The 21,713-nt window shown below is 56.9% G+C and carries 23 protein-coding genes; 14 read left to right on the top strand and 9 right to left on the bottom strand.

Annotation, left to right across the window (positions count from 1 at the left end; genetic code table 11):
* Window positions 1-2: 2 nt before the first annotated feature.
* Window positions 3-1,526 carry a DUF2125 domain-containing protein gene (locus tag ACR0MQ_RS11945; RefSeq protein ID WP_480608402.1) on the bottom strand — a complete coding sequence of 508 codons (1,524 nt, stop codon included), beginning with the start codon at window positions 1,524-1,526 and terminating at the stop codon, window positions 3-5.
* Window positions 1,527-1,658: 132 nt separating this feature from the next.
* Between ACR0MQ_RS11945 and ACR0MQ_RS11940 the strand changes: the two genes are divergently transcribed.
* The 3 genes from ACR0MQ_RS11940 to ACR0MQ_RS11930 are packed head-to-tail and all read left to right on the top strand — an operon-like array spanning window position 1,659 to window position 3,750.
* Window positions 1,659-2,408, top strand: a complete 750-nt coding sequence (locus ACR0MQ_RS11940; protein WP_010440783.1) for an SDR family oxidoreductase — start codon at window positions 1,659-1,661, stop codon at window positions 2,406-2,408.
* A complete protein-coding gene (locus ACR0MQ_RS11935; protein ID WP_010440785.1) occupies window positions 2,405-3,013 on the top strand; it encodes an enoyl-CoA hydratase/isomerase family protein in 609 nt (202 codons plus the stop codon). Before ACR0MQ_RS11940 ends, ACR0MQ_RS11935 begins: the two co-directional genes overlap by 4 nt.
* Entirely contained in the window at window positions 3,010-3,750 is a 741-nt protein-coding gene (locus ACR0MQ_RS11930; protein ID WP_480608399.1) for a VOC family protein, read from the top strand. The genes ACR0MQ_RS11935 and ACR0MQ_RS11930 overlap by 4 nt, the downstream gene beginning before the upstream one ends.
* On the opposite strand, the gene ACR0MQ_RS11925 is transcribed toward ACR0MQ_RS11930, so the two are convergent.
* On the bottom strand, window positions 3,747-4,043 hold the full coding sequence (locus ACR0MQ_RS11925; protein ID WP_480608397.1) for an HNH endonuclease: 297 nt from the start codon (window positions 4,041-4,043) through the stop codon (window positions 3,747-3,749). The two genes, ACR0MQ_RS11930 and ACR0MQ_RS11925, sit on opposite strands and share 4 nt — an antisense overlap.
* A 44-nt stretch (window positions 4,044-4,087) precedes the next feature.
* On the opposite strand from ACR0MQ_RS11925, the gene ACR0MQ_RS11920 reads away from it, so the two are divergent.
* Window positions 4,088-5,266, top strand: a complete 1,179-nt coding sequence (locus tag ACR0MQ_RS11920; protein ID WP_170771559.1) for a TIGR03862 family flavoprotein — start codon at window positions 4,088-4,090, stop codon at window positions 5,264-5,266.
* Between the two features lie 3 nt (window positions 5,267-5,269).
* Here ACR0MQ_RS11920 and holA read toward each other — a convergent pair whose 3' ends face one another.
* The 4 genes from holA to ACR0MQ_RS11900 form a co-directional block, all read right to left on the bottom strand.
* A complete protein-coding gene (gene holA / locus ACR0MQ_RS11915) occupies window positions 5,270-6,298 on the bottom strand; it encodes a DNA polymerase III subunit delta (protein ID WP_170771557.1) in 1,029 nt (342 codons plus the stop codon).
* Window positions 6,295-6,786, bottom strand: coding sequence for an LPS assembly lipoprotein LptE (lptE, locus tag ACR0MQ_RS11910; protein WP_480608394.1), 492 nt, complete (start codon window positions 6,784-6,786; stop codon window positions 6,295-6,297). Before lptE ends, holA begins: the two co-directional genes overlap by 4 nt.
* On the bottom strand, window positions 6,773-9,325 hold the full coding sequence (leuS, locus tag ACR0MQ_RS11905) for a leucine--tRNA ligase (RefSeq protein WP_480608391.1): 2,553 nt from the start codon (window positions 9,323-9,325) through the stop codon (window positions 6,773-6,775). The genes lptE and leuS overlap by 14 nt, the downstream gene beginning before the upstream one ends.
* A gap of 72 nt (window positions 9,326-9,397) precedes the next feature.
* Window positions 9,398-9,886: a DUF3576 domain-containing protein gene (locus ACR0MQ_RS11900; protein ID WP_010440798.1), complete on the bottom strand. Its 489-nt coding sequence runs from the start codon at window positions 9,884-9,886 to the stop codon at window positions 9,398-9,400.
* 282 nt (window positions 9,887-10,168) lie between these two features.
* Here ACR0MQ_RS11900 and ACR0MQ_RS11895 point away from each other — a divergent pair, with 282 nt between their 5' ends.
* Both ACR0MQ_RS11895 and ACR0MQ_RS11890 read left to right on the top strand, forming a co-directional pair.
* Window positions 10,169-11,176 (top strand): porin, encoded by a 1,008-nt coding sequence (locus ACR0MQ_RS11895; protein ID WP_170771551.1) that lies wholly within the window; start codon window positions 10,169-10,171, stop codon window positions 11,174-11,176.
* A 102-nt stretch (window positions 11,177-11,278) separates the two neighbouring features.
* Window positions 11,279-11,938, top strand: coding sequence for a YggS family pyridoxal phosphate-dependent enzyme (locus ACR0MQ_RS11890; RefSeq protein WP_170771549.1), 660 nt, complete (start codon window positions 11,279-11,281; stop codon window positions 11,936-11,938).
* On the opposite strand, the gene ACR0MQ_RS11885 is transcribed toward ACR0MQ_RS11890, so the two are convergent.
* Window positions 11,922-12,422 (bottom strand): L,D-transpeptidase family protein, encoded by a 501-nt coding sequence (locus ACR0MQ_RS11885; protein WP_029621876.1) that lies wholly within the window; start codon window positions 12,420-12,422, stop codon window positions 11,922-11,924. The genes ACR0MQ_RS11890 and ACR0MQ_RS11885 overlap by 17 nt on opposite strands.
* Window positions 12,419-13,513 carry a GTP cyclohydrolase II gene (gene ribA / locus ACR0MQ_RS11880; RefSeq protein ID WP_480608386.1) on the bottom strand — a complete coding sequence of 365 codons (1,095 nt, stop codon included), beginning with the start codon at window positions 13,511-13,513 and terminating at the stop codon, window positions 12,419-12,421. Before ribA ends, ACR0MQ_RS11885 begins: the two co-directional genes overlap by 4 nt.
* Window positions 13,514-13,674: 161 nt before the next feature.
* Between ribA and ACR0MQ_RS11875 the strand changes: the two genes are divergently transcribed.
* The 6 genes from ACR0MQ_RS11875 (at window position 13,675) to ACR0MQ_RS11850 (ending at window position 17,776) form a co-directional block, all read left to right on the top strand.
* Window positions 13,675-14,361, top strand: a complete 687-nt coding sequence (locus ACR0MQ_RS11875; protein ID WP_008756096.1) for a response regulator transcription factor — start codon at window positions 13,675-13,677, stop codon at window positions 14,359-14,361.
* Between the two features lie 188 nt (window positions 14,362-14,549).
* Window positions 14,550-15,017, top strand: a complete 468-nt coding sequence (locus ACR0MQ_RS11870; RefSeq protein WP_480608383.1) for a GNAT family N-acetyltransferase — start codon at window positions 14,550-14,552, stop codon at window positions 15,015-15,017.
* Between the two features lie 114 nt (window positions 15,018-15,131).
* Window positions 15,132-15,920, top strand: coding sequence for an exodeoxyribonuclease III (locus ACR0MQ_RS11865; protein WP_480608380.1), 789 nt, complete (start codon window positions 15,132-15,134; stop codon window positions 15,918-15,920).
* A gap of 87 nt (window positions 15,921-16,007) precedes the next feature.
* The gene (locus tag ACR0MQ_RS11860) at window positions 16,008-16,925 is read left to right on the top strand and encodes a tetratricopeptide repeat protein (RefSeq protein ID WP_480456600.1); all 918 of its coding nucleotides are present in this window, start codon (window positions 16,008-16,010) and stop codon (window positions 16,923-16,925) included.
* Window positions 16,926-16,952: 27 nt separating this feature from the next.
* Window positions 16,953-17,594: an LON peptidase substrate-binding domain-containing protein gene (locus tag ACR0MQ_RS11855; RefSeq protein ID WP_010440815.1), complete on the top strand. Its 642-nt coding sequence runs from the start codon at window positions 16,953-16,955 to the stop codon at window positions 17,592-17,594.
* Entirely contained in the window at window positions 17,591-17,776 is a 186-nt protein-coding gene (locus ACR0MQ_RS11850) for a Trm112 family protein (RefSeq protein ID WP_010440817.1), read from the top strand. The genes ACR0MQ_RS11855 and ACR0MQ_RS11850 overlap by 4 nt, the downstream gene beginning before the upstream one ends.
* Here ACR0MQ_RS11850 and ACR0MQ_RS11845 read toward each other — a convergent pair.
* Entirely contained in the window at window positions 17,773-19,035 is a 1,263-nt protein-coding gene (locus ACR0MQ_RS11845) for an FAD-dependent monooxygenase (protein ID WP_480608376.1), read from the bottom strand. The two genes, ACR0MQ_RS11850 and ACR0MQ_RS11845, sit on opposite strands and share 4 nt — an antisense overlap.
* Before the next feature lie 51 nt (window positions 19,036-19,086).
* Between ACR0MQ_RS11845 and ACR0MQ_RS11840 the strand changes: the two genes are divergently transcribed.
* Together ACR0MQ_RS11840 and ACR0MQ_RS11835 are read left to right on the top strand one after the other, a co-directional pair.
* Window positions 19,087-20,415, top strand: a complete 1,329-nt coding sequence (locus ACR0MQ_RS11840; RefSeq protein WP_480608373.1) for an amidase — start codon at window positions 19,087-19,089, stop codon at window positions 20,413-20,415.
* A gap of 108 nt (window positions 20,416-20,523) precedes the next feature.
* Window positions 20,524-21,705 carry an aminotransferase class I/II-fold pyridoxal phosphate-dependent enzyme gene (locus ACR0MQ_RS11835; protein ID WP_170771711.1) on the top strand — a complete coding sequence of 394 codons (1,182 nt, stop codon included), beginning with the start codon at window positions 20,524-20,526 and terminating at the stop codon, window positions 21,703-21,705.
* Window positions 21,706-21,713 lie beyond the last annotated feature (8 nt).

Genomic DNA, 21,713 nt, shown 5'->3' with positions numbered 1-21,713 from the left:
GATCACTTGATACGCTGACCGTTGGCCAGAATCTGTCCGTCCTCGGTGAACTCAATATTCGAATTCAACGTGTCGGGTTCTTCGCCTGGAACAGCCATCAGACCCATCATCATACGGGCACCCAGCGCGTCGTTTTCCGAGACAAAGCCCATGCCGATCAGCTTGTCGAGCAGAGCATTGGCCCCAACAAGTTTCAGATTGGCGACGCCCGACGGGGCGGGTAGACCATCAAACTCTTCGGTGTTGGAATTGTCGAACGTGAAGTCTCCGTTCCCGGTCAACTCTGCCCCGACCAGCGACACAAGCAGTTCGTTGATCTTCATTGAATGCAACTCGCCCGGAACCACATCAGATGTCTCAAGCTCTTCCACTGCTTCTGGGTCCATGAAATCAACCAGAACCTTGGCGGTGCCGGTCGTATCCAACGCAATGGTTGCCGGATCACGGGGCAGCGCGCCTGCAGGGTCAAACATGCTCCACAAAATGTCGGACATGGTGAAATCGGTCAGGTTTATACCAAACCCGAAGGGCTGGATCTCTTCCGACGCCTGAACGGGGAACTCAAATTTCAGCCCGGCATTGGCCATTGCCATTTCGATCGGGAACGGCAGGTCGGCCGTTGTGACCGCCAGCTTCGTGCCGTTCTGCGCAAGATCGTAAACAAGTCTCTGGGCATCGATGCTGCCGGTAAATCTGCCACCCTCGGAACTGCTGCTCAGCGAAAACGGTTCGCCCTCGGATGTACCCGCCATTTCGGTGCTACCCGAGGCATAGGTAAAGGTCCCTGACGCGGCAAACCCTGCCTTATAGATGTCTTCAATACTTGCGACATCCATGCCGGGTGGGATGATTGTATCACCGTTAAATTTCAGGTCATCAAGCTTGCCGCTGATCCGGCCCGTATCTTCGCTATCAGGCTCGTTAAAGGCGACGTCATAGGACAGACTGCCAGCGGTAAGTTGCTGCTCTATATTGCGCTTCTCGTTGATTTCCATCCGGGAAGCGCCAGCAATATCGTTCATCTGGACATTCAGGGCCAACATGTCATCTGGCGCAGTCTCACCGTCGAATTCCATCGAGTCCAGCGTCAGAGACAGGCTGTTCGCCGTATAGTCGTAAGTCATATTTTCGGGAGTACCCGACACGACCATTTCCAGAGCGTCATGAGAATAGACCAGATCGGCCGAGAATGTCTCCCCCTCAGCCTCACCCGAAATTGTCATTGGAAAGCTGGCAGGGAACCCGATATTGACAGTGCCGTCGCCATTCTCGGTCAGCGTCATCTCGGGGATGACCATATCAAATGTGCCTTCGGTATCCGGAATCGCCATTGCCATCGTCATGTTCGAGATGGTTGTGACGCTGCCCGATACGCTCTGCTCACCCGTTACGTCATAGCCCATCCCGCCCAGATAGGCCTGCCAGTCGGACCAGACATCATCGGCTGTTACATCTGCAAATGCGCCGTTTGTGGCAACGGCATATGCCAAAGCTGCACCGCAGCTGCGGCGAAGGAAAACAGTCATAAGAGAACCCTTCTTGATCAATTTGACGGCATCGTCGTGCCTGTAGCGATCAGCGTCAAGGGGGAAGGGGTGGACCAATTCCCCATTTGCGGGGTACGAGTTAAGACAATTTCAAATGCAGGGATTTAAGCGATGCATATGCAAGGGAAAACTGTACTGATCACTGGGGCCAGCCGAGGTATCGGCGCAGAAGCCGGGCGCGTTTTTGCCGCAGCCGGGGCCCATGTGGCTCTGGTCGCGCGCAGCCGTGATCAGATCGAAGCGCTGGCTGCGGCGCTGGGTGAAAATGTGATCGCATTGGCTTGCGATGTCAGCGATTTTGCGCAGGTAGAACAGACAGTTGCCGACTGCATTGATCGGTTTGGTGCGCTGGACGTGCTGATCGGGAACGCGGGTGTGATCGATCCGATTTTTCATCTGTCGAACGCGGATACACAGGCTTGGAGCCATGCGATCGATATCAATCTAAAAGGTATCTTCTATGGAATGCGCGCGGCTTTGCCCATCATGCGGGCGTCAGGCGGGGGCACGGTTTTGACCGTCTCGTCCGGCGCGGCGTCTAATCCGGTGGAAGCCTGGAGCCACTATTGCGCCTCCAAAGCTGGTGCCAAGATGTTAACGGAATGCGTGCATTTGGAAGAGGCGCATCATGGCATCCGCGCCATGGGCTTGTCGCCGGGGACCGTGGCCACCGATATGCAGCGGGTGATCAAGGCCAGCGGTATCAACCCGGTCAGCCAGCTGGATTGGGACGATCATATCCCCGCAGATTGGCCGGCTCGGGCGTTGATGTGGATGTGTTCGGCGGATGCGGATGAGTTTTTGGGGACCGAGATATCGCTGCGCAATGAAGAAATTCGCAAACGAGTTGGTCTGACGTGATTGATCTGACCCAAGAAGACGGGTTGTGGACGGTCACGTTGAACAACCCGGAAAAGGCCAATGCACTGACTTCAGCGATGCTGGGTGAATTGGTCCACATCGCAGAGACCGCAACTGAGGCCCGCGCGTTGATCTTGACCGGCGTAGGCCGGGTTTTCAGCGCAGGTGCAGATCTCGAGGAAGCGCGGGCGGGACTTGCAACCTCAGATCTGTGGGAACGACTTTCGGGTGCGATTGCTGCGTTGCCCTGCCTGACGGTGGCGGCGCTCAATGGCACGCTGGCGGGTGGGGCCAACGGTATGGTTCTGGCCTGTGATCTGCGTATCACAGTTCCGTCAGCCAAGTTTTTCTATCCAGTCATGAAGCTGGGTTTTTTGCCGCAACCCTCTGATCCGAAACGGATGGCCGCTTTGATTGGCCCATCCAGAACTAAAATGATCTTGATGGCCGGGCAAAAGATCTCGGCCGAAGAAGCGTACAACTTTGGGTTGGTTGATCGGGTTGTCGAGGCCGATCTACTGATGCCCACCGCGCGGGAGTTGGTAGCAGACAGTCTGTCTGCTGACCCAGCAATTGCAGCTGGTATCGCCGGATTGTGCCCATGAGAATGGCTGCACTGCGCTTGCGAGTGACAGATCCGGATGGGTTGGCCGCGTTCTATCGTGATGCGCTTGGTATGTCGGTTCAGGCCGAAGGTGCCAATCGCCGCGTGGGATACCCCGGCTTGGATGCCGATCTTTTACTGATGCCGGGTGGCGGCGGCTACCGCCACGACCGTGGTCAACGCTATTGGAAGATTGGGATCACGCTGCCGAATGTTGATCTTGCAGCGGACATCCTGCACCAGAAGGGTATCGCGGTCAGCGCGCCGGGACAGTTTTTGGACATTGGCTACATGTGCCATCTGAGTGATCCCGAGGGGTTTGTTATCGAACTGCTGCAGCATGATTTCGAGGGTAACCGACCCGACGAAGCCGCCAGCCCGGACACCCCATTTGCCGAGGCCCACATTGGTCAGATCACCTTGCGGACTGGTGACATCGCCGCTGAAGATGCGTTTTGCCGATCCCAGGGAATGACTTTGCTATCTATGCAAGATGTCGAACCTTACGGCTTTGATCTGCATTTCTATGCGTTTACAGCCGACGCGCCTCCTAACCCCGATCTCTGGGCAGTCGAGAATCGCGAATGGCTGTGGAAGCGCCCCTACACGACGTTGGAGTTCCAACATATCCCAAGTGCTCGGTTTGCGCCGGTGCCGGATTATCTTGGGATTGAGGTCGAAGGATTGGCAGATCCACAAGAGGATGCGTTTGGTGATCCATGGCTTCCGGGTGGTTAACGTCCACGCCGTTTACCGGGCACCTTTGAACGAAAACCCGGTGGGCGTTTACGCACCCAATCCAGAAACTTTTCCAGCCTTGGGTGCGTGCGCAGCGAATCGACCGTGTTGTAGTCGCGCGCCAATTCGGCCTCGGTGAGTGTTGCATGTACTTCTTTGTGACAGATCTGATGCAATAAAACGGTTGGCCCGCCCTTGCCTCCTTTGAGCTTTGGGATCAGATGGTGCAGGCTACCACCCCCTTCAGGGATCGGGCGGTTACAGAGCGGGCAGATCGGATCAGAATTTGCCATGAACTAACTTTGCGCCGAAGCGTGCATTGGGCAAGAGGGACACAATGGCGCAAACCGTTGTCATAGGAGCAGGACCAGCGGGATTGATTGCTGCCGAGCAACTTGCTGCTGCAGGGCATGAGGTTCTTGTGGCCGAAGCGAAACCTTCGGTGGCGCGCAAATTTTTGATGGCAGGAAAGTCTGGGCTGAACCTGACCAAAGACGAACCCTTTGAGACTCTTATTTCCGCATATGGGGAAGCTGCGAACTGGCTGCATCCGATGATCCAAGCGTTTGACGCGCAGGCGGTCATGTCTTGGGCCGGTGGTCTGGGGCAAGAACTTTTCACAGGTTCAACTGGCCGTGTATTTCCCAAAGCGATGAAGGCATCGCCCTTATTGCGGGCGTGGTTGACCCGACTTGATCGGGCTGGTGTCGAGATCAAAACCCGATGGCGTTGGAAAGGTTGGCAAAATGGTGCGTTGGTGTTTGCAACGCCCATTGGGGCGCAGTTTTGCACCCCAGACGCGACTATATTAGCGCTCGGCGGCGCCAGTTGGGCGCGGCTTGGATCGGATGGGGCATGGGCACCTTGGCTTGTAGAACAAGGTGTCAGCGTGGCCCCGTTCGCACCTGCAAATGCGGCTCTATCAATCGATTGGAGCCCGTATATGCAGCCTCATTTTGGTGCGGCCCTAAAGTCGGTGAGATGGTGGGCAGGTCAATTTCAAAGCCGAGGTGAGGCGACGATTTCCGCAAAGGGCCTGGAAGGTGGGGGACTGTATTCTCTGACGCCGGCACTTCGGAATGGCTTGCCGCTTTTTGTGGATCTGGTTCCGGATGTTTCGAAAGATGCGCTGCATGAGCGATTGAGTGCGAAGAAACCCAAGGCGACTTTGTCGCATTGGCTGAAGAATGGTTTGCGCCTGTCTTCGCAGAAGGTCGCTTTGTTTCATGAAATGACCAAAGGCAGCGATTTGGCACCTTCGCATTGGGCTGAGACCCTGAAGAACCTGCCTTTACACCATTCTGGCCTGCGCCCGATGGATGAAGCGATCTCTACTGCAGGTGGAATTGAGCGTCATGCTCTGAATGAAGGCTTGATGCTGACCGCTTTACCTGGCGTATTCTGCGCAGGCGAGATGCTGGATTGGGAAGCACCAACTGGCGGTTATCTTCTGACCGGCTGTCTGGCGACGGGTCGATGGGCTGGGCGGTCGGCAGTTGAATGGTTGAACCGCTAGGCTTCAGCCGGATCTGGCCAGCATTGCCAAGCGGATCATGGCCCTCTCCACCAGCGCCATTGCTGGTGCGGTTTGGCCAGCCGAGCGTAAGGACAGGTCAGTATCGGTCAGAACCGTTAATGCGGTCTGCAATTTCTGTGCCCCCCAACCCTGGGCTTGCCGTAAGATCCGATCGCGCCGTTTGCCATAGACCGGAGGGCGCAATTTGCCGATTCCATGTGCCGCCCCGCCTGGATCTGACGCACAGGCATAAAGAGTCCGGAAATGTCGCGTGGCACCGATACACAAGGTTACCGCGTTGGTACCCTGTGCCTGCAACCGCCGGATCAGCGGCCCGATCTCTTGCGCGCGGCCTTCGGCGATAACGTTCAACACATCATCCAGAGCAGCCTCAGTCGACCTTGGCGCGCATGCCTCGATATCTTCTATCGTCAGTTCGCTTGTGTCGCCACGCTTGTAAAGTGACAGTTTCTCAACGGTTTGCGTGAAATCACCGGGGCTCAGCGCCATGGCGAGCTCGCTGAGGGCCGACATCGAATCACGTGGAATACTTTGCAACCCGGCTTGCGCTAGAATTCGTTCCACCTCGGCCCGAGAGGGTGGATCATCATAGATACCAACGGCGTACGCTGCCGGGTTCGCCTCAAACGCTTTGCGGATTTTTGAGCTGGGTTTGAGCTGACCAGCGGTTACAACGATTTGTGCGTCGCCATGATCCCAGTCTTCCAAAGCGGCGAGAATCGCAGGCGCTGCCACATCTGTCGTGTCTTCGACAAATACCGCGCGGGGTCCGGGAAAAAACCCGACCGCCTTTACTGCGTCCAGCAACAAGGCCGGGTCGCTGCGCAGCTCACTTCCAGGGATTCGGGTCAGGCGCATTTCTTCTTCCGCGCCGGGTCCAAGCAGGGCGGCCAGTACCTGTTGGCGTTTCAGGGCAACCCGCATGGCGTCCGTGCCGTAGATCAGCAGACCCGCATTGCCCTCATCCGGCTTGGCAAAATATCCCTCAGCCTCGCGCGGGCTCAGCTTCATGCGGACAGGCCCGGTGTGGCATATAGACGATTTACGATCTGATCGGCCAGGATCACCATCAATCTCTCGGTCGCGTCGCGTTCATCAGCCAATGTTGAGACGGTCGAGCCAGCGGCAGAATAACCGACGAAATCTGTGACCCGTCCAGAGGCAAGGACCTGCCCGGTCGCGTTGGACTTCAACTCGTATCTGGCATTGCCATCAATCGTATAGCGATTGGTTTCATTTGCCGTCGTGATCGAGGCCCGGCGGGTGACCGTCGAAACCCCGACATCGAGTTTGTATTCATTGCCGGAGGTCGCGCTTCGGCCCAATTTACGCTCCAGATTTTGGACAAGCAGAAAACTTTCGACCGTATTCGGTGCTGATACCTCGACCTTGCCATCCAGAGCCGAGCCTGATCCTCCGGGCGCATAGACCGGCTCGAACCCGCAAGCGGCAAGCGCGAGCGGCATCAACAGCAAGGTTCTGCGATCAAACGACGACATTTACGATTCGGCCCGGAACAACGATCACTTTTTTCGGAGCAGCGCCATCCAGCGCCTTTTGCACAGCTTCGGTGCTGAGCGCGATTTTTTCAACCTCTGCCTTGTCCATGTCTTTCGGAACGCTGATTTCTGCACGGCGCTTGCCGTTGATCTGAATGGGCAGGGTGATGGTGTCATCGACCAGCATCGCTTCATCGGCCACAGGCCACGGTGCTGTTGCGACCAAACCTTCGCCGTCCAGCATCTGCCAAAGCTCTTCTGACAGGTGAGGGGTCATGGGCGACATAAGCTGTGCCAGCGTTTTTGCGGCCTCGCGCTTGGCTGCGGTGCCCGCCTTTGATTTCGCCAGCGTGTTGGTGAAGGCATAAAGCTTGGCGATCGAGGCGTTGAAGCCGAAGGATTCGACGCCGCCTGACACATCGTGAATGGCTTTGTGCATCTCGCGCAGTAGCGCTTCGTCCTCGGCATTGGCGGCCACGTCCGACCCGACGATTTCCGATGCGATCCGGTGCACCCGGCTCAGGTGCTTGAACGCGGCTTCAGCGCCGGACGCGGTCCATTCCACGTCACGTTCGGGTGGCGAATCGGACAGCACGAACCAGCGCGCGGTATCGGCACCGAAGGCCGAGATGATGCTTACCGGATCAACCACGTTTTTCTTGGATTTCGACATCTTGGCCGAGGGGATGATCTCGACCTCGGTGCCGTCGGCCAATTTGCCGTCGGTCACATCCTCGGGCAGGTGATAGACCGGTCGGCCCTTAGCATCGCGCGTCTGGTAGATCTCGTGCGTGACCATGCCTTGCGTGAACAACGCATTGAAGGGCTCGATGGCTTTTTTCGGCAGGTGGCCAGTGATGTTCATCGCCCGGGCGAAGAAACGGGAATAGAGCAGGTGCAGAATCGCGTGTTCGATCCCACCGATATACTGGTCGACATTCATCCAATACTCGGCTTCGGCAAGATCGGTAGGCGATTCCGCGCGCGGCGCAGTGAAACGGGCGAAATACCACGACGAATCGACGAACGTGTCCATCGTGTCGGTTTCGCGCTTGGCCGGTGCGCCGCAGGACGGGCAAGGGGTGTCACGCCAGTTGGGGTGACGGTCCAGCGGGTTGCCCGGGATCGAAAAGTCGATTGGTTCGCCGTTGCCACCGTCATAGGGCAGCTGAATCGGCAGATTCTCTTTCTTCTCTGGCACGGTGCCGCATTTGTCGCAATGGACAACGGGAATCGGACAACCCCAATACCGCTGACGGCTCAGACCCCAGTCGCGCAGGCGGTACTTAGTGACGCCTTCACCCCATCCTGCTTTTTCGGCGAAATCGACCGTCGCGTTAATCGCCTCATCACCGGTCGCCTCGGTCAGACCGGCAAAATGTTTCACCCAGCGGACCTTTTCGGTCTTAGGCGGCACAAAGGCGATTTTGTCGACCGGTGTGTCACTGTCCAGTGCGAAGAACGTGTCGATCACCGGCAGGTCGTATTTGCGGCAGAAATCCAGATCGCGCTGGTCATGGGCCGGGCAGGCGAAGATTGCTCCGGTGCCATAGTCCATGAGGATGAAGTTGGCGATCCAAACCGGCAGCTCCCAGTTCGGGTCCAAAGGGTGCTTGACGCGGATGCCGGTGTCGTAACCCAGCTTTTCGGCCGTTTCGATGGCTTCTTCGGTCGTGCCACCCTTGCGGCATTCGGCAACAAATTCAGCAACTTCGGGGTTTTCGGCCTCAAGCTGCTTGGCGATCGGGTGATCAGGCGAGATGCCTACAAAAGATGCCCCCAGCAGCGTGTCGGGACGAGTCGTATAGACGGTGATAGGCTCTTCGCCATCGGTTCGTTCGAACCCAAACTGAAGGCCGCGCGACTTGCCGATCCAGTTTTCTTGCATCAGGCGCACCTTAGCGGGCCAGTTGTCCAGCGTGTCTAGCGCGTCGAGTAGCTCCTCGGAATAATCCGAGATCTTGAAGAACCACTGTGTCAGTTCCCGACGCTCCACTAAGGCGCCCGAACGCCAGCCACGGCCGTTTTCCACCTGTTCATTGGCCAAAACGGTCATGTCGACCGGGTCCCAGTTCACTACGGCGTTCTTGCGGTAGACAAGACCGGCCTCAAGCATATCTAGGAACAGCGCTTGCTGTTGGCCGTAGTATTCCGGATCACAGGTGGCAAATTCACGGGACCAATCGATCGACAGACCAAGCGGTTTCATCTGCCCGCGCATGTCGGCGATGTTGCCGTAGGTCCAGTCTTTAGGGTGGCCGCCGATTGCCATCGCGGCATTTTCGGCTGGCATTCCGAAGGCATCCCAGCCCATCGGATGTAGCACGTTATGTCCGGTCGCCAGTTTATGCCGCGCGATCACGTCGCCCATCGTATAGTTGCGCACATGCCCCATATGAATGCGGCCTGAGGGATAGGGGAACATTTCAAGCACGTAGTATTTCGGCTTGTCCGCCTTGTGGTTGGCGGTGAAGATTCCGGCCTTGTCCCAGGCCTCTTGCCATTTTGCTTCGATTTCGTTGGCCGAGTAGCGCGACATGGTGCGGTCCTTCGTGAATGAAAACGCCGGGCATGAACCCGGCGTTGTATTATTGTGATTTCTTGCGGGTTGCTAGAACTTGTTGTCAGCAATCCGTAGCTGACGGGCCCGGGATAGGATTGCATCCTCAACCGCGCGAGAGGTTGCCGCACTGACCGGGGAACCGCCACTGGTTTGAAGCGCTACAGAAAGTGAGCGCGCCTCGAGCGCTGGATCACTAATATGTACCGTTGCGCGATACGACCGCCCGCCGCCGGGCGGCCTTCCGTAACCGGTAACGATCACACCTGTAAACGGATCAACCTCTTCAATGGGCAGGAAATTTAGCACGTCCAGGGACGCGGCCCAAAGATAGCGGTTTACCTGCGTGACCTGCTCGGATGTGTCCGGGCCGAAGATGTCCCATATCGTCGTACGATTCGGATCATTCAGCTCACGCTCTTCTGACGAGCTGCCGTCGACGGTCAAAACGCTGGCGTCTCCTGGCGGCAGTCGCCCACGACTACAGGCAGAGACAGTCGCCGTCACCATGATCAAACCCAGAATCGTTATCAGGCGCATCGTTGGAAGGTCCTGTTTTACTTGTTTTGTACTGTTTGAATGTCACTCCTAGACAAGGAGTGGTGCTGCAACAAGCCTATTCTTTACATATGGGCGTGAGTTGCCCACAGGACCTGGCGGAAAATCGACTGTGGCATCCTTGCACCAATTCGATCTGAATGACGGCAGAGCGTTTATGCCAAGCTTGCGCAACCGGGGTAAAAAAAGCGAAACGATGTCCGTGCTGAGACGCGTGCTTTGCATGTGTCGAGTAGAAATATCTTTGAAACCGAGGGAAACAAGATGAAAAAAGTTCTCTTCGCATCGACCGCTCTGATCGCAACCGCAAGTGTTGCAGCGGCCGACGTTAAATTCAGCGGTTATGGCCGCTTTGGTATTGGTTACCTGGAAGACCGTACCGGCACCGTTGATTCGATTGATGGCGGCACCGCTTCTGGCGTTGACACCGACAACACAATCCTGATCTCGCGTTTCCGTCTGAACATCGACGGCACCGCAGAAACCGACGGTGGTGTTGAGTTCTCGGCTCGTGTTCGTCTGCAAGCTGACGAAAACGCCGGCAACGGCGAAGCAGGCACAGCTCAGCTGAGCGGCGCGCGCTTCTCGGCAATCTACGGCGGTCTGCGTGTTGACGCGGGCAACGTATCGGGTGCCTTCGACAACCTGGCAAATTACTACGGTAACGAGCCTGGCCTGGAATTCTTCATCGGTCAGTATGCCGCTGTTGACTACAACTTCCTGGCATTCTCGTCGACCGGCGCAGGTTCGAACGCTGTGTTCTTCCAGTACGCAGTTGGCGATTTCGCCTTTGGCGCGTCGTATGACCAAGCCACTTTTGCTGAAACCGCAACTGCCGGTGCAGACACCGACAGCGGCGACCGCTGGGATATCAGTGCAACTTACACCTTCGGCAACGTAACAGCCGCTCTGGCCTATGGTCAGACCGACCGTCCGTTCGGTGGTGAGAAAGACACTCTGACTGTACTGACCCTGGGTGCTGACTTCGGCGACTTCAACGGTACCCTGTTTGTAGCTGACGATGACGTTGCAGACGATGCGCGCAACGGCACCGCGTATGGTTTCTCGCTGGCCTACAACTTTGGCGCGGCGACCACTCTGACCGCCGCATACGGTGACGGTAGCGCGGACGACGATGTCCAGGCGTACGGCATTGGCTTCATCCATGATCTGGGTGGCGGTGTGTCGCTGAAAGGTGGCCTTGGCCAGTCACGCTCCGGTGATGGCGACGAGCGCGTTCGCGCAGACTTTGGTGTCAACTTCAACTTCTAAGTTGATTTGAACCGCAAGGTTTAAGGGCAGGTCTTCGGACCTGCCCTTTTCTTTTTCGTCTACATGATGTTTTGCTGCAGCAAACGCAAAATGAGAGGCCGCATGTCGCTGCAAGATATCACCGACCGTATCGCAAAAGCGGAATACGCATCCGGGCGCGCCACTGGGTCTGTAAAGTTGATCGCGGTTTCCAAGGTTCAACCCAACGATCGGGTCGAAGCCGTTTTGCAACAGGGCCATCGGTGTTTTGGAGAGAACCGGGTTCAGGAGGCAGCGGGCAAATGGCCCGCGTTCCGGGAAATTTATCCAGATGTCGATTTGCATTTGATCGGACCGCTGCAGACCAACAAGGCACGGCAGGCGATCGAGCTTTGCGATGCGATCCATTCGGTCGACCGGCCCAAGCTTGCGAAAACGCTGGCGAGATTGGCGCAAGAGATGGGCAAGTGCCCGGATCTGTTCATTCAGGTCAATACGGGTGAAGAGGATCAGAAGGCAGGCGTACTTCCACTTGATGCGGACACATTTATCTCTGAATGCCGAGGCCTTGACCTGACCATTCGTGGATTGATGTGCATACCACCGGTCGAAGAAGAACCCGCGCTGCACTTCGCGCTTTTGGCAAAAATAGCCGAAAGGAACGGGTTGGACGGGTTATCGATGGGGATGAGCAGCGATTTCGAATCCGCAATTGCCTTGGGCGCGACTCACGTTCGCGTCGGATCAGCCATCTTTGGTGCGCGCGTTAAGCCTGAGGAATAATCAGCCGATTACCCGGTGCAATCTGCCGCGCGATCCATCGTAGATGGTCGCGCCGGAAGGCGATGCAGCCTTCTGTGGGATAGCGCGGTCGTCGCCACTGATGCAGGAATATGGCCGAACCTTGACCGGGTATCGAGTCAGGGTAATTCCAGTCGGTTATAAGTATCAGATCGTACAACGGATCGGGACGACGCAGTTTTTCGTGGCTGTAGCCGTGAGGCGCATGAACCAGATGATTATAGGCGGTGTCTTCTACGTCGTCTGACCATAAATCGTTTGTTCCGATAGGGCGCGCCCAAGAAGCGGGCCGCGACATTCGGTCAGCGCGGTAGAGCATCCCGACAATATGATGTGCGCCCACAGGTGTAGCCCCATCACCTTCCCGTTTGGTTCGACTCAAAGATCCCCTGCCTATCGCACAGGGGAACATGCGCCCCAGAAACCGTATGCCCCGAGGTGTTAGAACCAGATCGCGTGGTGTCACAGTAAATGACCCGATTTCGCCGCTTTGGTTGCAAGATATGAGCGGTTGAAATCGGTTTCGCCCACCTTCAGCGGAACGCGTTCAGTGACGGCGATTCCGGTTCGCTCCATCATCGCGATCTTAGCGGGGTTGTTGGTTAGCAGACGCACCGAACTGAACCCCAGAGACTTCAGGATGTCAGACCCCAGTCGAAAATCCCGCTCGTCATCTTCGAAACCCAATCGATGATTGGCTTCAACCGTATCAAAGCCCTGATCTTGTAAAAAATAGGCGCGCATCTTGTTGGCGAGTCCAATGCCGCGGCCTTCCTGATTCAGATAGAGCAGTACCCCCGCACCTTCGGCGCCCATCTGAGTTAGAGCTCCGCGCAATTGCGGACCGCAGTCGCATTTCAGGCTGCCCATAAGATCACCGGTAAAACAGGCTGAATGCAGCCGAGCGAGGACGGGTTTGTCTCGGTTTGGACGTCCGATCTCAATGGCGTAGTGTTCCTCTCCGCCGTCTTCAGGGCGGAATACGTGCAGGCGACCAGCCTCTGACACTTCCATCGGGAGACGCGCGGCGACGACAGGGTGCAACGCGCTTCGATCGGTTAGATGTGGTGCCGCGCGTGCATGATCGATACGGGTAAGCCCATGCGTTGTTGCAAACTCATGGCTCTCATCGATGGGAACAACCACAGTCGCGGGTAGAAGTTGGGCCGATTTGGCCAACGCAATCGCGATCCGGTGCAAATTTGCGCTGCCCTGCCGCTGGGTCATCAACGGCCCTTTCATGGGCGCGTTCAGATCGTCGGAGGGGTCTGCGACCGCCTGGACCCAGCTTAGCTCGGCATCCGCAGGGATCATGACCCGGGCCAGATCGCCGTCATACGCGCGCGCTTTTAGTGTTTCGGCGCGCCGCATTGTAATGGCCACAACCGGTTCTCCACCAAGGGTACGCAAGTCTGCCAGTCTCTGCGGGCTCAGCGTTTCCGTGGCGAACGCAAGAACACCGAATCCCAGTTCATCCGTTAGAACGACAGGAACGCCCATTCGCAGGTCGGCCCGCGCCCGCGCCAGCAGTTCAGTTATGTTGGGGACGAGACTCATGTATGTTACCCTATAACGATTTGTCTTTCTCCTACCCTGATCAATGGGAAATGTGAAACAATTCCTATGCGACAGACACGAGGCCGTGAGGCGACTGCAGTATATCTTGCTGATTGCATTCTCCGTACGCAAGTGATGGAAAAGGCTTAGGAGGACCGGACATGGCTCAGCTCAAGAAAATCCTGCTGGTGGATGATGACGAAGATTTGCGCGAAGCGCTCAGCGAGCAACTCGTGATGACCGAAGATTTTGATGTGTTCGAAGCATCAGATGGTCAGTCCGCAATGGAGCGTGCACGCGAAGCGATTTATGATCTGGTTATTCTAGATGTCGGCCTGCCCGATACCGATGGCCGCGAGCTGTGCCGCCTGATGCGCAAGCAAGGTGTCAAAAGCCCTGTACTGATGCTGACCGGGCACGACAGTGATGCCGATACGATCCTTGGCCTGGATGCAGGTGCAAACGACTATGTCAGCAAGCCTTTCAAATTCCCGGTTCTTTTGGCACGCATTCGGGCCCAACTGCGTCAACACGAACAATCCGAGGATGCAGTATTTGTTCTTGGCCCCTACACCTTCAAGCCAGCGATGAAGATGCTGATGACCGAAGATGATCGCAAGATCCGTCTGACTGAGAAAGAAACAAACATTCTCAAGTTTCTCTATCGGTCGACCGATGGCGTTGTCGCGCGCGATGTCCTGCTGCACGAAGTGTGGGGTTATAACGCCGGTGTTACGACGCACACATTGGAAACACACATCTACCGTCTACGTCAGAAGATCGAACCCGACCCGTCAAATGCGCGCCTTTTGGTCACAGAATCGGGCGGATATCGCCTTGTTGCTTGACTAATGGTGGATTGACTTGGATCAAAGTGATACCCTGTAGGTATCTTTAGATTACTCCCAACCCGCGCATGTCCGGGTTATGACATGCACCTCCCTGTTGGACTGCCGGGCCCCATGGCCCGGCTTTTTTTAACGCTCAGCCAATTGATCGCCTGAATTCTACTATGTTGTCACGATCAGAGATTGAGATGAAACTGACCTTTACACGCCTACCCGAGGTTGATCCGCAAGATATTCTTTCGCACATGTCTGATCCTCGCTTGGCTGAACATTTGCCTCTGTTAACAAGCGGATGGGACAACGTAGCCGTCGTCCAATTTGTTCAGGTCAAGGAAGAGTACTGGGTGCGTGACGGGCTTGGGCATTGGGCAATATTGCAGGGCGATACATACATAGGTTGGGGTGGGTTCCAAAAAGAAAGCGACGAGTGGGACTATGGTTTGGTTCTGAGGCCTGAATATTTTGGATTAGGCTCGCGGATCACGCGACAGGCAATTGAATTTGCTATTGCGGACCCGCGCATCCCGTTCGTGACGTTTTTACTGCCTCTATCGCGTCGAAAATTGGGGGCTTTGGCACGGTTGGGTGCGCATTATGTCGGTGAGATTGAGTATGAGGGTGCGAAGTTCAGAAAGTATCGTATTAAAACGGGCTAGGAGCCCAATACATGCTGTTTCGCGCAATGGGATCTGATTTGTCGGTCTTTTCCCATGGCGCCGCCTACAGGCGCGCGCTAACCTGCGCAGATCGAGACAAAGGAACTTTCCGATATGCCCTTTACCCTTGCCACATGGAACATCAACTCGGTCCGCCTGCGTGAGCCTATCGTGCTGAAATTGCTGCAGGAAGAGGCGCCGGATGTCCTATGCCTGCAGGAATGCAAGTCGCCGGTCGACAAGATCCCGACAGAGGGATTTGCCGAGCTTGGCTACACGCATATGATCGCGCGGGGGCAGAAGGGCTATAACGGTGTCGCCATCCTGTCCCGGTTACCGCTCGAGGAAGTGGGGGATAAAGATTTCGCGGGATTGGGTCATGCACGCCATATCGCGGGTCGGCTGGAAAATGGTGTGACCATCCATAATTTCTATGTTCCCGCCGGAGGTGACGTCCCGGATCGCGAGGTGAATGAGAAGTTTGGTCAGAAACTGGACTACCTGACCGATATGCGGGACTGGTTCCATGCAGAGAAGCCGGAAAAGTCCATACTGGTTGGCGATTTAAATATTGCCCCGCGCGAAGATGATGTCTGGTCGCACAAACAACTGCTCAAGGTGGTTTCGCATACGCCGATCGAAGTTGAAGCGCTGGCCGAGACGCAGGATGCGGGTGGCTGGGTCGATATTACCCGGCAGGATATCCCCGAAGGGCAGCTTTATAGCTGGTGGTCCTACCGGGCGCGGGATTGGGACGCGGCAGATAAGGGGCGCAGGCTGGATCATGTCTGGGCCACGCCTGATATCTCGAACGCTGGCCATTCCAGCCGAGTTTTGCGCGATGCGCGTGGATGGGAGAAACCAAGCGATCATGCGCCGGTTTTTGCGACATTCGACGTCTGATTGATGTAAAAACGCTCGACTCAGCCCTTGGTTTCTGAACTGCGGGGCTGCATATAGAGCGCAAATACGAACCTGAGAGTAAATACCATGGATCTTTTGAACGGCGCAGCCGGCCCTGATACCACTGATCTGATCAAGGATGGGACCGAGGCCACTTTCATGGCCGATGTGGTCGAAGCCTCGCAAGAGATGCCGATCATCGTCGATTTCTGGGCTCCATGGTGCGGTCCTTGCAAAACGCTAGGCCCGGCACTGGAAGAGGCGGTGACCGCAGCCAAGGGCGCGGTCAAGATGGTCAAGATCAACGTGGATGAGGCTCAGATGATCGCGGGCCAGTTGCGTGTGCAGTCGATTCCGACCGTCTATGCCTTTCATAAGGGGCAACCAATTGACGGATTTCAAGGCGCCTTGCCGGGGTCTGAGATCAAGGCATTTATTGATCGCGTGATCGAAGCCGCAGGTGGTGAGAGCCCCGGTAATCAGCTGGACGATGCGGTTCAGGCCGCAGAAGAAATGTTGACTGAAGGGGCGGCCGTTGACGCGGCGCAAACCTTTGCGGCTATTCTGGGCGAGGATGCCAACCACGCTGCAGCTTATGGCGGGCTAGTACGGGCGCATATCGCGCTGGGTGATCTTGATCAGGCTGAAGCCATCCTCAACGGTGCCCCGGCCGAGATTTCAACTTCGCCCGAGGTTGAAGCAGCCCATGCGCAGCTCGAACTGGCTAAACAGGCGGCGGATGCTGGGCCGGTTGGTGAATTGACTGCGGCGGTTGAGGCTGAACCTGACAACCATCAAGCCCGATTTGATCTTGCGCAGGCCTTGCATGCCAACGGTGATGTTGAAGAGGCGGTCGCTCAATTGCTCGAACTGTTCCGCCGCGATCGCGAATGGAATGAGGGCGCGGCCAAGGCTCAGCTCTTCACGATCTTCGATGCGCTCAAGCCCAATGATCCGATCGTGTTGAACGGACGGCGCAAGCTCAGCTCGATGATATTTGCCTAAATTCCGATCAGGGCTACACTCGTCTACATGATGCACCCCGCTGATCTGCCGGAAACGGTGTCTGTGTTTCCTCTGCCCGGAGCGCTGCTGTTGCCGCGCTCGCGCCTACCGCTGCACATTTTTGAGCCGCGCTATCTCCAGATGCTGGATGACGCTCTGAAAACGTCCGAGCGGCTGATCGGGATGGTGCAGCCGAACACCTGTCAGGGGGACGAGACCAAGCTGCATCAAATCGGTTGCGCTGGCCGCATCACGCAGTTTTCCGAGACTGAAGATGGTCGCTATCTGATCACTCTGACTGGTATATCGCGTTTTAGGGTCAAATCAGAACTGGACAGTTTCACCCCTTATAGGCGCGCCTCGGTGTCGTGGGATGGGTTCGACCGTGATTTGGGCAAGGCCGAAGTGGATGATGGTTTTGATCGAAACAGGTTCCTAAAACTACTGGAACGGTTTTTCTCATCGCGCCAGTTGTCGACCGATTGGGACACGATGAAAGACGCGGACGACGAGCTTTTGGTCAATTCGCTGTCGATGATGCTCGAATTCGATCCTGAGGAAAAGCAGGCCCTGCTTGAAGCCCCCTGCCTGCGTACCCGGCGCGAGACCTTGGTGACATTGATTGAGTTCGCCATGCGTGGCGGATCGAATGAGGAACATTTGCAATGAGCACACCCGAACACGCATTTGATCGCCACATGCTTGAGGCGTTGATTTGTCCGCAGACGCACACGACGCTGCACTATGATGCCGAGCGGCAGGAACTCGTTTCCAAAGCCGCCGGGCTAGCCTTCCCGATCCGCAATGGTATCCCGGTGATGCTTGTGGATGAGGCGCGCGAACTGGACTAAATCGGGCGCCCTTGCAGCAGTTTCGGCAGATCACCGGTCAGCCCGGCTGCCTCGCGCACAAAGCCCCGGCGCAGCCCGGGCAGAGATCCGACAATGCCCATACCGATATCCCGGCCCACGCGGAGTAGAGGGTTGTCGTTTGAAAACAGCTTGTTGAACACATCCGTCGCCATTGCGAGCGAGGCGGTGTCGAACCGACGCCACTCCTGATAGCGCTCCAGTACCAGCGTTGATCCGATATCTTCGCCACGTCGGCCAGCAAGAGTCAGGACCTCGGCCAAGGCCCCCACATCGCGCAGTCCCGCGTTCAGGCCTTGCCCGGCAATGGGGTGCATGCCGTGGGCGGCGTCTCCAACCAAGGCCAGTCGATCCGCTATGAAGGAATTGGCAATTGTCAGGTTCAGCGGATATGTGAACCGGTCGCCTTGCAGGTGGATGTCCCCAAGGAAATCACCAAAGCGCGGGCGCAGGATCTGCAGGTAATCTGCCTCGGGCAGGGCATTGATCTGTTTGGCCGTCTCACTGCGTTCGCTCCACACGATGGAACTACGGTTCCCGGTTAGAGGCAGAATCGCCAGCGGGCCGGGGGGCATGAAGAATTGATGGGCAATTCCGTGATGGGGCAGTTCGTGTTCTATGGCGCAAACCAAAGCAGTCTGGCCATAGTCCCATCCCGTGCGCTTTATCCCAGCGCGCATTGCAGTCCCGCTGCGACGACCATCACAACCGACCAAAAGATTGCCAGACAGAGTCGAACCATCGTCTAGCGTCAGCGTCGCTCCGAGTGCTGTGATGTCCTGAGATACAACCGTTTTGCCGCTGATTTCAGTGATCCTGGCATGCTCGGCCATGGCTTCCAGAAAGGCGCGCCGAAGGTGACGGTCTTCGACCATATAGCCCATTGGACCTTCTTCGATCTCAGCATGATCGAAATGCATGAAGAACGGGGAAGGTCCACCACCGGCGTGGCCGTCGGTAACCTTGATCTCCAGCATCGGCTGGGCGTGCTCTTCCACCTTTTCCCAAACGCCGATTGCGTCCAGAAGACGTTGCGAGGCCAGCGCCAGTGCGTAAGCACGCCCATCAAAGGCCGCGTTCTTGCGCACCTTCTCTGCCAGAGCATCAACTACGGTGACTGAATGCCCGGTCTGAGCCAGCGCCAGCGCAAGAGCGGGGCCATTCAGGCCACCGCCAACGATCAGGATGTCGGATCTGTGTTCCATGTGCTGCAATATGCGTGCCCATTCGGGATTGTCCATGTGCGGTCCTGTCGCTACCGTCCGGACACGGAGTTAACTGGAGGGGACCGGATGCAAGACTGGCTGACCATGACGGCATGTGATTTGGGCCGTGGTATCGGAATGGGGCAGATCGATCCGGTAGAGCTGACCGAAACCTACCTGGCGGCGATTGACGCTCACCCTCATCGCGATCGCATTTACGCCTGTGTTACCCACGATCGCGCCCGCGCCGAGGCACAAGCAGCGCAAGAGCGGGTCAAACTTGGCCTGCGTCGATCATTGCTTGATGGAGTTCCGATCAGCTGGAAAGACCTGTTTGACACGGCAGGCGTCGGAACCGAGGCAGGTTCGGCCCTGCTAAAAGGCCGCGTGCCCGATTCTGACGCGCAGGTGGTACGGAACGCGACCGCGATGGGCACGGTCTGTTTGGGTAAAACGCATATGAGCGAATTGGCGTTCTCGGGTTTGGGCCTCAACCCTGTGACGGCCACACCTCCGTGTGTGAACGACGAAGAGGCCGTACCCGGAGGTTCATCCTCAGGGGCAGGGGCCTCGGTAGCATGGGGTCTTGCAGCTGGCGGTATCGGATCAGACACAGGCGGATCGGTACGCATTCCTTCTGCATGGAACGATCTTGTGGGGCTCAAAACCACGGCGGGGCGCGTTAGCCTCGAAGGCGTCGTACCGCTTTGCCTGAAATTCGATACGGTTGGGCCTTTGACAAGGTCTGTTGAGGATGCCGCTCATATGCTGGCTACGCTGGAGGGCACAGCCCCGGCTGATCTGCGCGGGGCCTCTTTGAAAGGTCGCCGCTTTGCTGATTTGCAGAACGTGGCCAAAGATGATCTGCGCGAGGCACCTGCCAAGGCCTATGATGAGGCGCTAGTGCGTCTGAAAGAGGCCGGGGCCGAGATTGTTCCGCTTGAAGTGCCCGAGTTGAACGATGCGATGGGACTTTCAGGTGTGCTTTATACGACCGAAGCCTATGGTCTGTGGCGCGACCTGATCGAAGCGAACCCTGAAGCGATGTATCCCGAAATCCTGGAACGGTTCCGCATGGGCAAAGCATATACCGGCCCGGATTACGTGGCTGCCTGGTCAAAGCTGACTGCCTGCCGTCAGGCCTGGGACGCGGCGACCGCCGGGTTTGACGCGGTGCTTGCGCCGACGGCGCCGATCCTACCGCCCAATCTCGACCGGCTGATGAATGATCATGACTACTATGTCACTGAAAATCTCTTGGCCCTCCGAAACACAAGGATTGGAAATCTGATGGGGCTTGCTGCGCTGACTCTGCCCACGGGAACACCCGGTTGCGGGCTGATGATGCTGGGCTATCCGGGGTCGGAAGAGGCCCTGTTACGGCTCGGATCAGCCGCCGAAGGTGCTTTGACCTGAATGCCACAATCCCCTGATTCGGAACCTCTTTGTCTGGACGAGACCCGGGTCGATCTGTAATCTGCCAAGAAACGGGGCGCAAAATGACCCCGATATTGAGGCAGTATGATGAATTACCCCGAGCGGTTTTCGAACCTACCGGAATATGCATTCCCGCGTCTGCGCGCCCTGTTGGATCATCATCAACCGGGTGGCGATATCGTTCACATGACCATTGGCGAGCCCAAGCACGATTTCCCGCCCTGGGTAACCGACGTGATCATGGAAAACGCCGCCGGATTTCAAGGCTATCCGCCAAACGAGGGCTCGCCCGAATTGCGCGCTGCAATCGCTGACTGGGTCAACCGCCGCTATGGCGTGTCGATGGATGCAGATACCAATGTGATGGCTCTGAACGGCACCCGCGAGGGGTTGTACAATGCCGCGATGGCACTGTGCCCTGAACAGAAGAACGGCCAGCAGCCGATCATTCTGTGCCCTAACCCATTTTATCAGGTCTATATGGTCGCCTCGATCTCGGTCGGAGCGCAGCCCTATTTTGTGTCCGCAACCGCTGCGACCAGCCATTTGCCAGACTACACCAGTTTGCCCGAAGAGGTGCTGAATCGCACGGCCGTCGCCTATATCTGTTCACCCGCGAACCCTCAGGGGGCGGTCGCATCGCGAGACTATTGGGCTGAACTGATCCAATTGGCCGAGAAATACGATTTTCGCATCTTTGCCGATGAGTGTTACTCCGAGATCTACCGCGACACCGCTCCGGTCGGTGCGCTGACCGTTGCACAGGAGCTGGGTGCTGATCCCGAGCGGGTTACTCTGTTCAACTCACTGTCCAAGCGATCAAATCTGGCCGGATTGCGGTCCGGGCTTATCGCGGGTGGGCCTGAGACAATAAAACAGGTCAAGCTGTTGCGCAGCTATGCAGGTGCCCCCTTGCCTGCACCGTTGCAGGCCGCCGCTGCCAAAGTCTGGGCCGATGAGGTGCATGTGCAGGAGAACCGCGCTCTCTATCAGGAGAAATACGCCATCGCGGATGAGGTCTTTGCAGGTGTGCAGGGTTACATGCCGCCTGAGGCCGGGTTCTTCCTGTGGCTGCCGGTCGAAAACGGCGAAGAAACCGCATTGAAGCTTTGGCAGGAAACCGGCGTTCGGGTTCTGCCGGGCGCATATCTTTCCCAAGGTGATCCGGGGCAAAACCCGGGCGAGCAATTTATCAGGGTCGCTATGGTGGCCCCAAAAACAGAGATGAAGCGCGGGTTAATTACACTCCGCGACTGCGTCTATTCGTGAGGTACGAG

The sequence above is a fragment of the Ruegeria sp. AN6 genome (assembly GCF_056540425.1).
The sequence above is the reverse complement of the archived record's forward strand: the minus strand, read 5'-3'. Positions and strand labels throughout refer to the sequence as shown.

Coding starts and splice junctions, on each gene's coding strand:
- ACR0MQ_RS11945 (WP_480608402.1), bottom strand. CDS start 1,526: ATGACTGTTTTCCTTCGCCGCAGCTGCGGTGCAGCTTTGGCATATGCC.
- ACR0MQ_RS11940 (WP_010440783.1), top strand. CDS start 1,659: ATGCATATGCAAGGGAAAACTGTACTGATCACTGGGGCCAGCCGAGGT.
- ACR0MQ_RS11930 (WP_480608399.1), top strand. CDS start 3,010: ATGAGAATGGCTGCACTGCGCTTGCGAGTGACAGATCCGGATGGGTTG.
- ACR0MQ_RS11925 (WP_480608397.1), bottom strand. CDS start 4,043: ATGGCAAATTCTGATCCGATCTGCCCGCTCTGTAACCGCCCGATCCCT.
- ACR0MQ_RS11920 (WP_170771559.1), top strand. CDS start 4,088: ATGGCGCAAACCGTTGTCATAGGAGCAGGACCAGCGGGATTGATTGCT.
- holA (WP_170771557.1), bottom strand. CDS start 6,298: ATGAAGCTGAGCCCGCGCGAGGCTGAGGGATATTTTGCCAAGCCGGAT.
- lptE (WP_480608394.1), bottom strand. CDS start 6,786: ATGTCGTCGTTTGATCGCAGAACCTTGCTGTTGATGCCGCTCGCGCTT.
- leuS (WP_480608391.1), bottom strand. CDS start 9,325: ATGTCGCGCTACTCGGCCAACGAAATCGAAGCAAAATGGCAAGAGGCC.
- ACR0MQ_RS11900 (WP_010440798.1), bottom strand. CDS start 9,886: ATGCGCCTGATAACGATTCTGGGTTTGATCATGGTGACGGCGACTGTC.
- ACR0MQ_RS11895 (WP_170771551.1), top strand. CDS start 10,169: ATGAAAAAAGTTCTCTTCGCATCGACCGCTCTGATCGCAACCGCAAGT.
- ACR0MQ_RS11890 (WP_170771549.1), top strand. CDS start 11,279: ATGTCGCTGCAAGATATCACCGACCGTATCGCAAAAGCGGAATACGCA.
- ribA (WP_480608386.1), bottom strand. CDS start 13,513: ATGAGTCTCGTCCCCAACATAACTGAACTGCTGGCGCGGGCGCGGGCC.
- ACR0MQ_RS11875 (WP_008756096.1), top strand. CDS start 13,675: ATGGCTCAGCTCAAGAAAATCCTGCTGGTGGATGATGACGAAGATTTG.
- ACR0MQ_RS11870 (WP_480608383.1), top strand. CDS start 14,550: ATGAAACTGACCTTTACACGCCTACCCGAGGTTGATCCGCAAGATATT.
- ACR0MQ_RS11865 (WP_480608380.1), top strand. CDS start 15,132: ATGCCCTTTACCCTTGCCACATGGAACATCAACTCGGTCCGCCTGCGT.
- ACR0MQ_RS11860 (WP_480456600.1), top strand. CDS start 16,008: ATGGATCTTTTGAACGGCGCAGCCGGCCCTGATACCACTGATCTGATC.
- ACR0MQ_RS11855 (WP_010440815.1), top strand. CDS start 16,953: ATGATGCACCCCGCTGATCTGCCGGAAACGGTGTCTGTGTTTCCTCTG.
- ACR0MQ_RS11850 (WP_010440817.1), top strand. CDS start 17,591: ATGAGCACACCCGAACACGCATTTGATCGCCACATGCTTGAGGCGTTG.
- ACR0MQ_RS11845 (WP_480608376.1), bottom strand. CDS start 19,035: ATGGACAATCCCGAATGGGCACGCATATTGCAGCACATGGAACACAGA.
- ACR0MQ_RS11840 (WP_480608373.1), top strand. CDS start 19,087: ATGCAAGACTGGCTGACCATGACGGCATGTGATTTGGGCCGTGGTATC.
- ACR0MQ_RS11835 (WP_170771711.1), top strand. CDS start 20,524: ATGAATTACCCCGAGCGGTTTTCGAACCTACCGGAATATGCATTCCCG.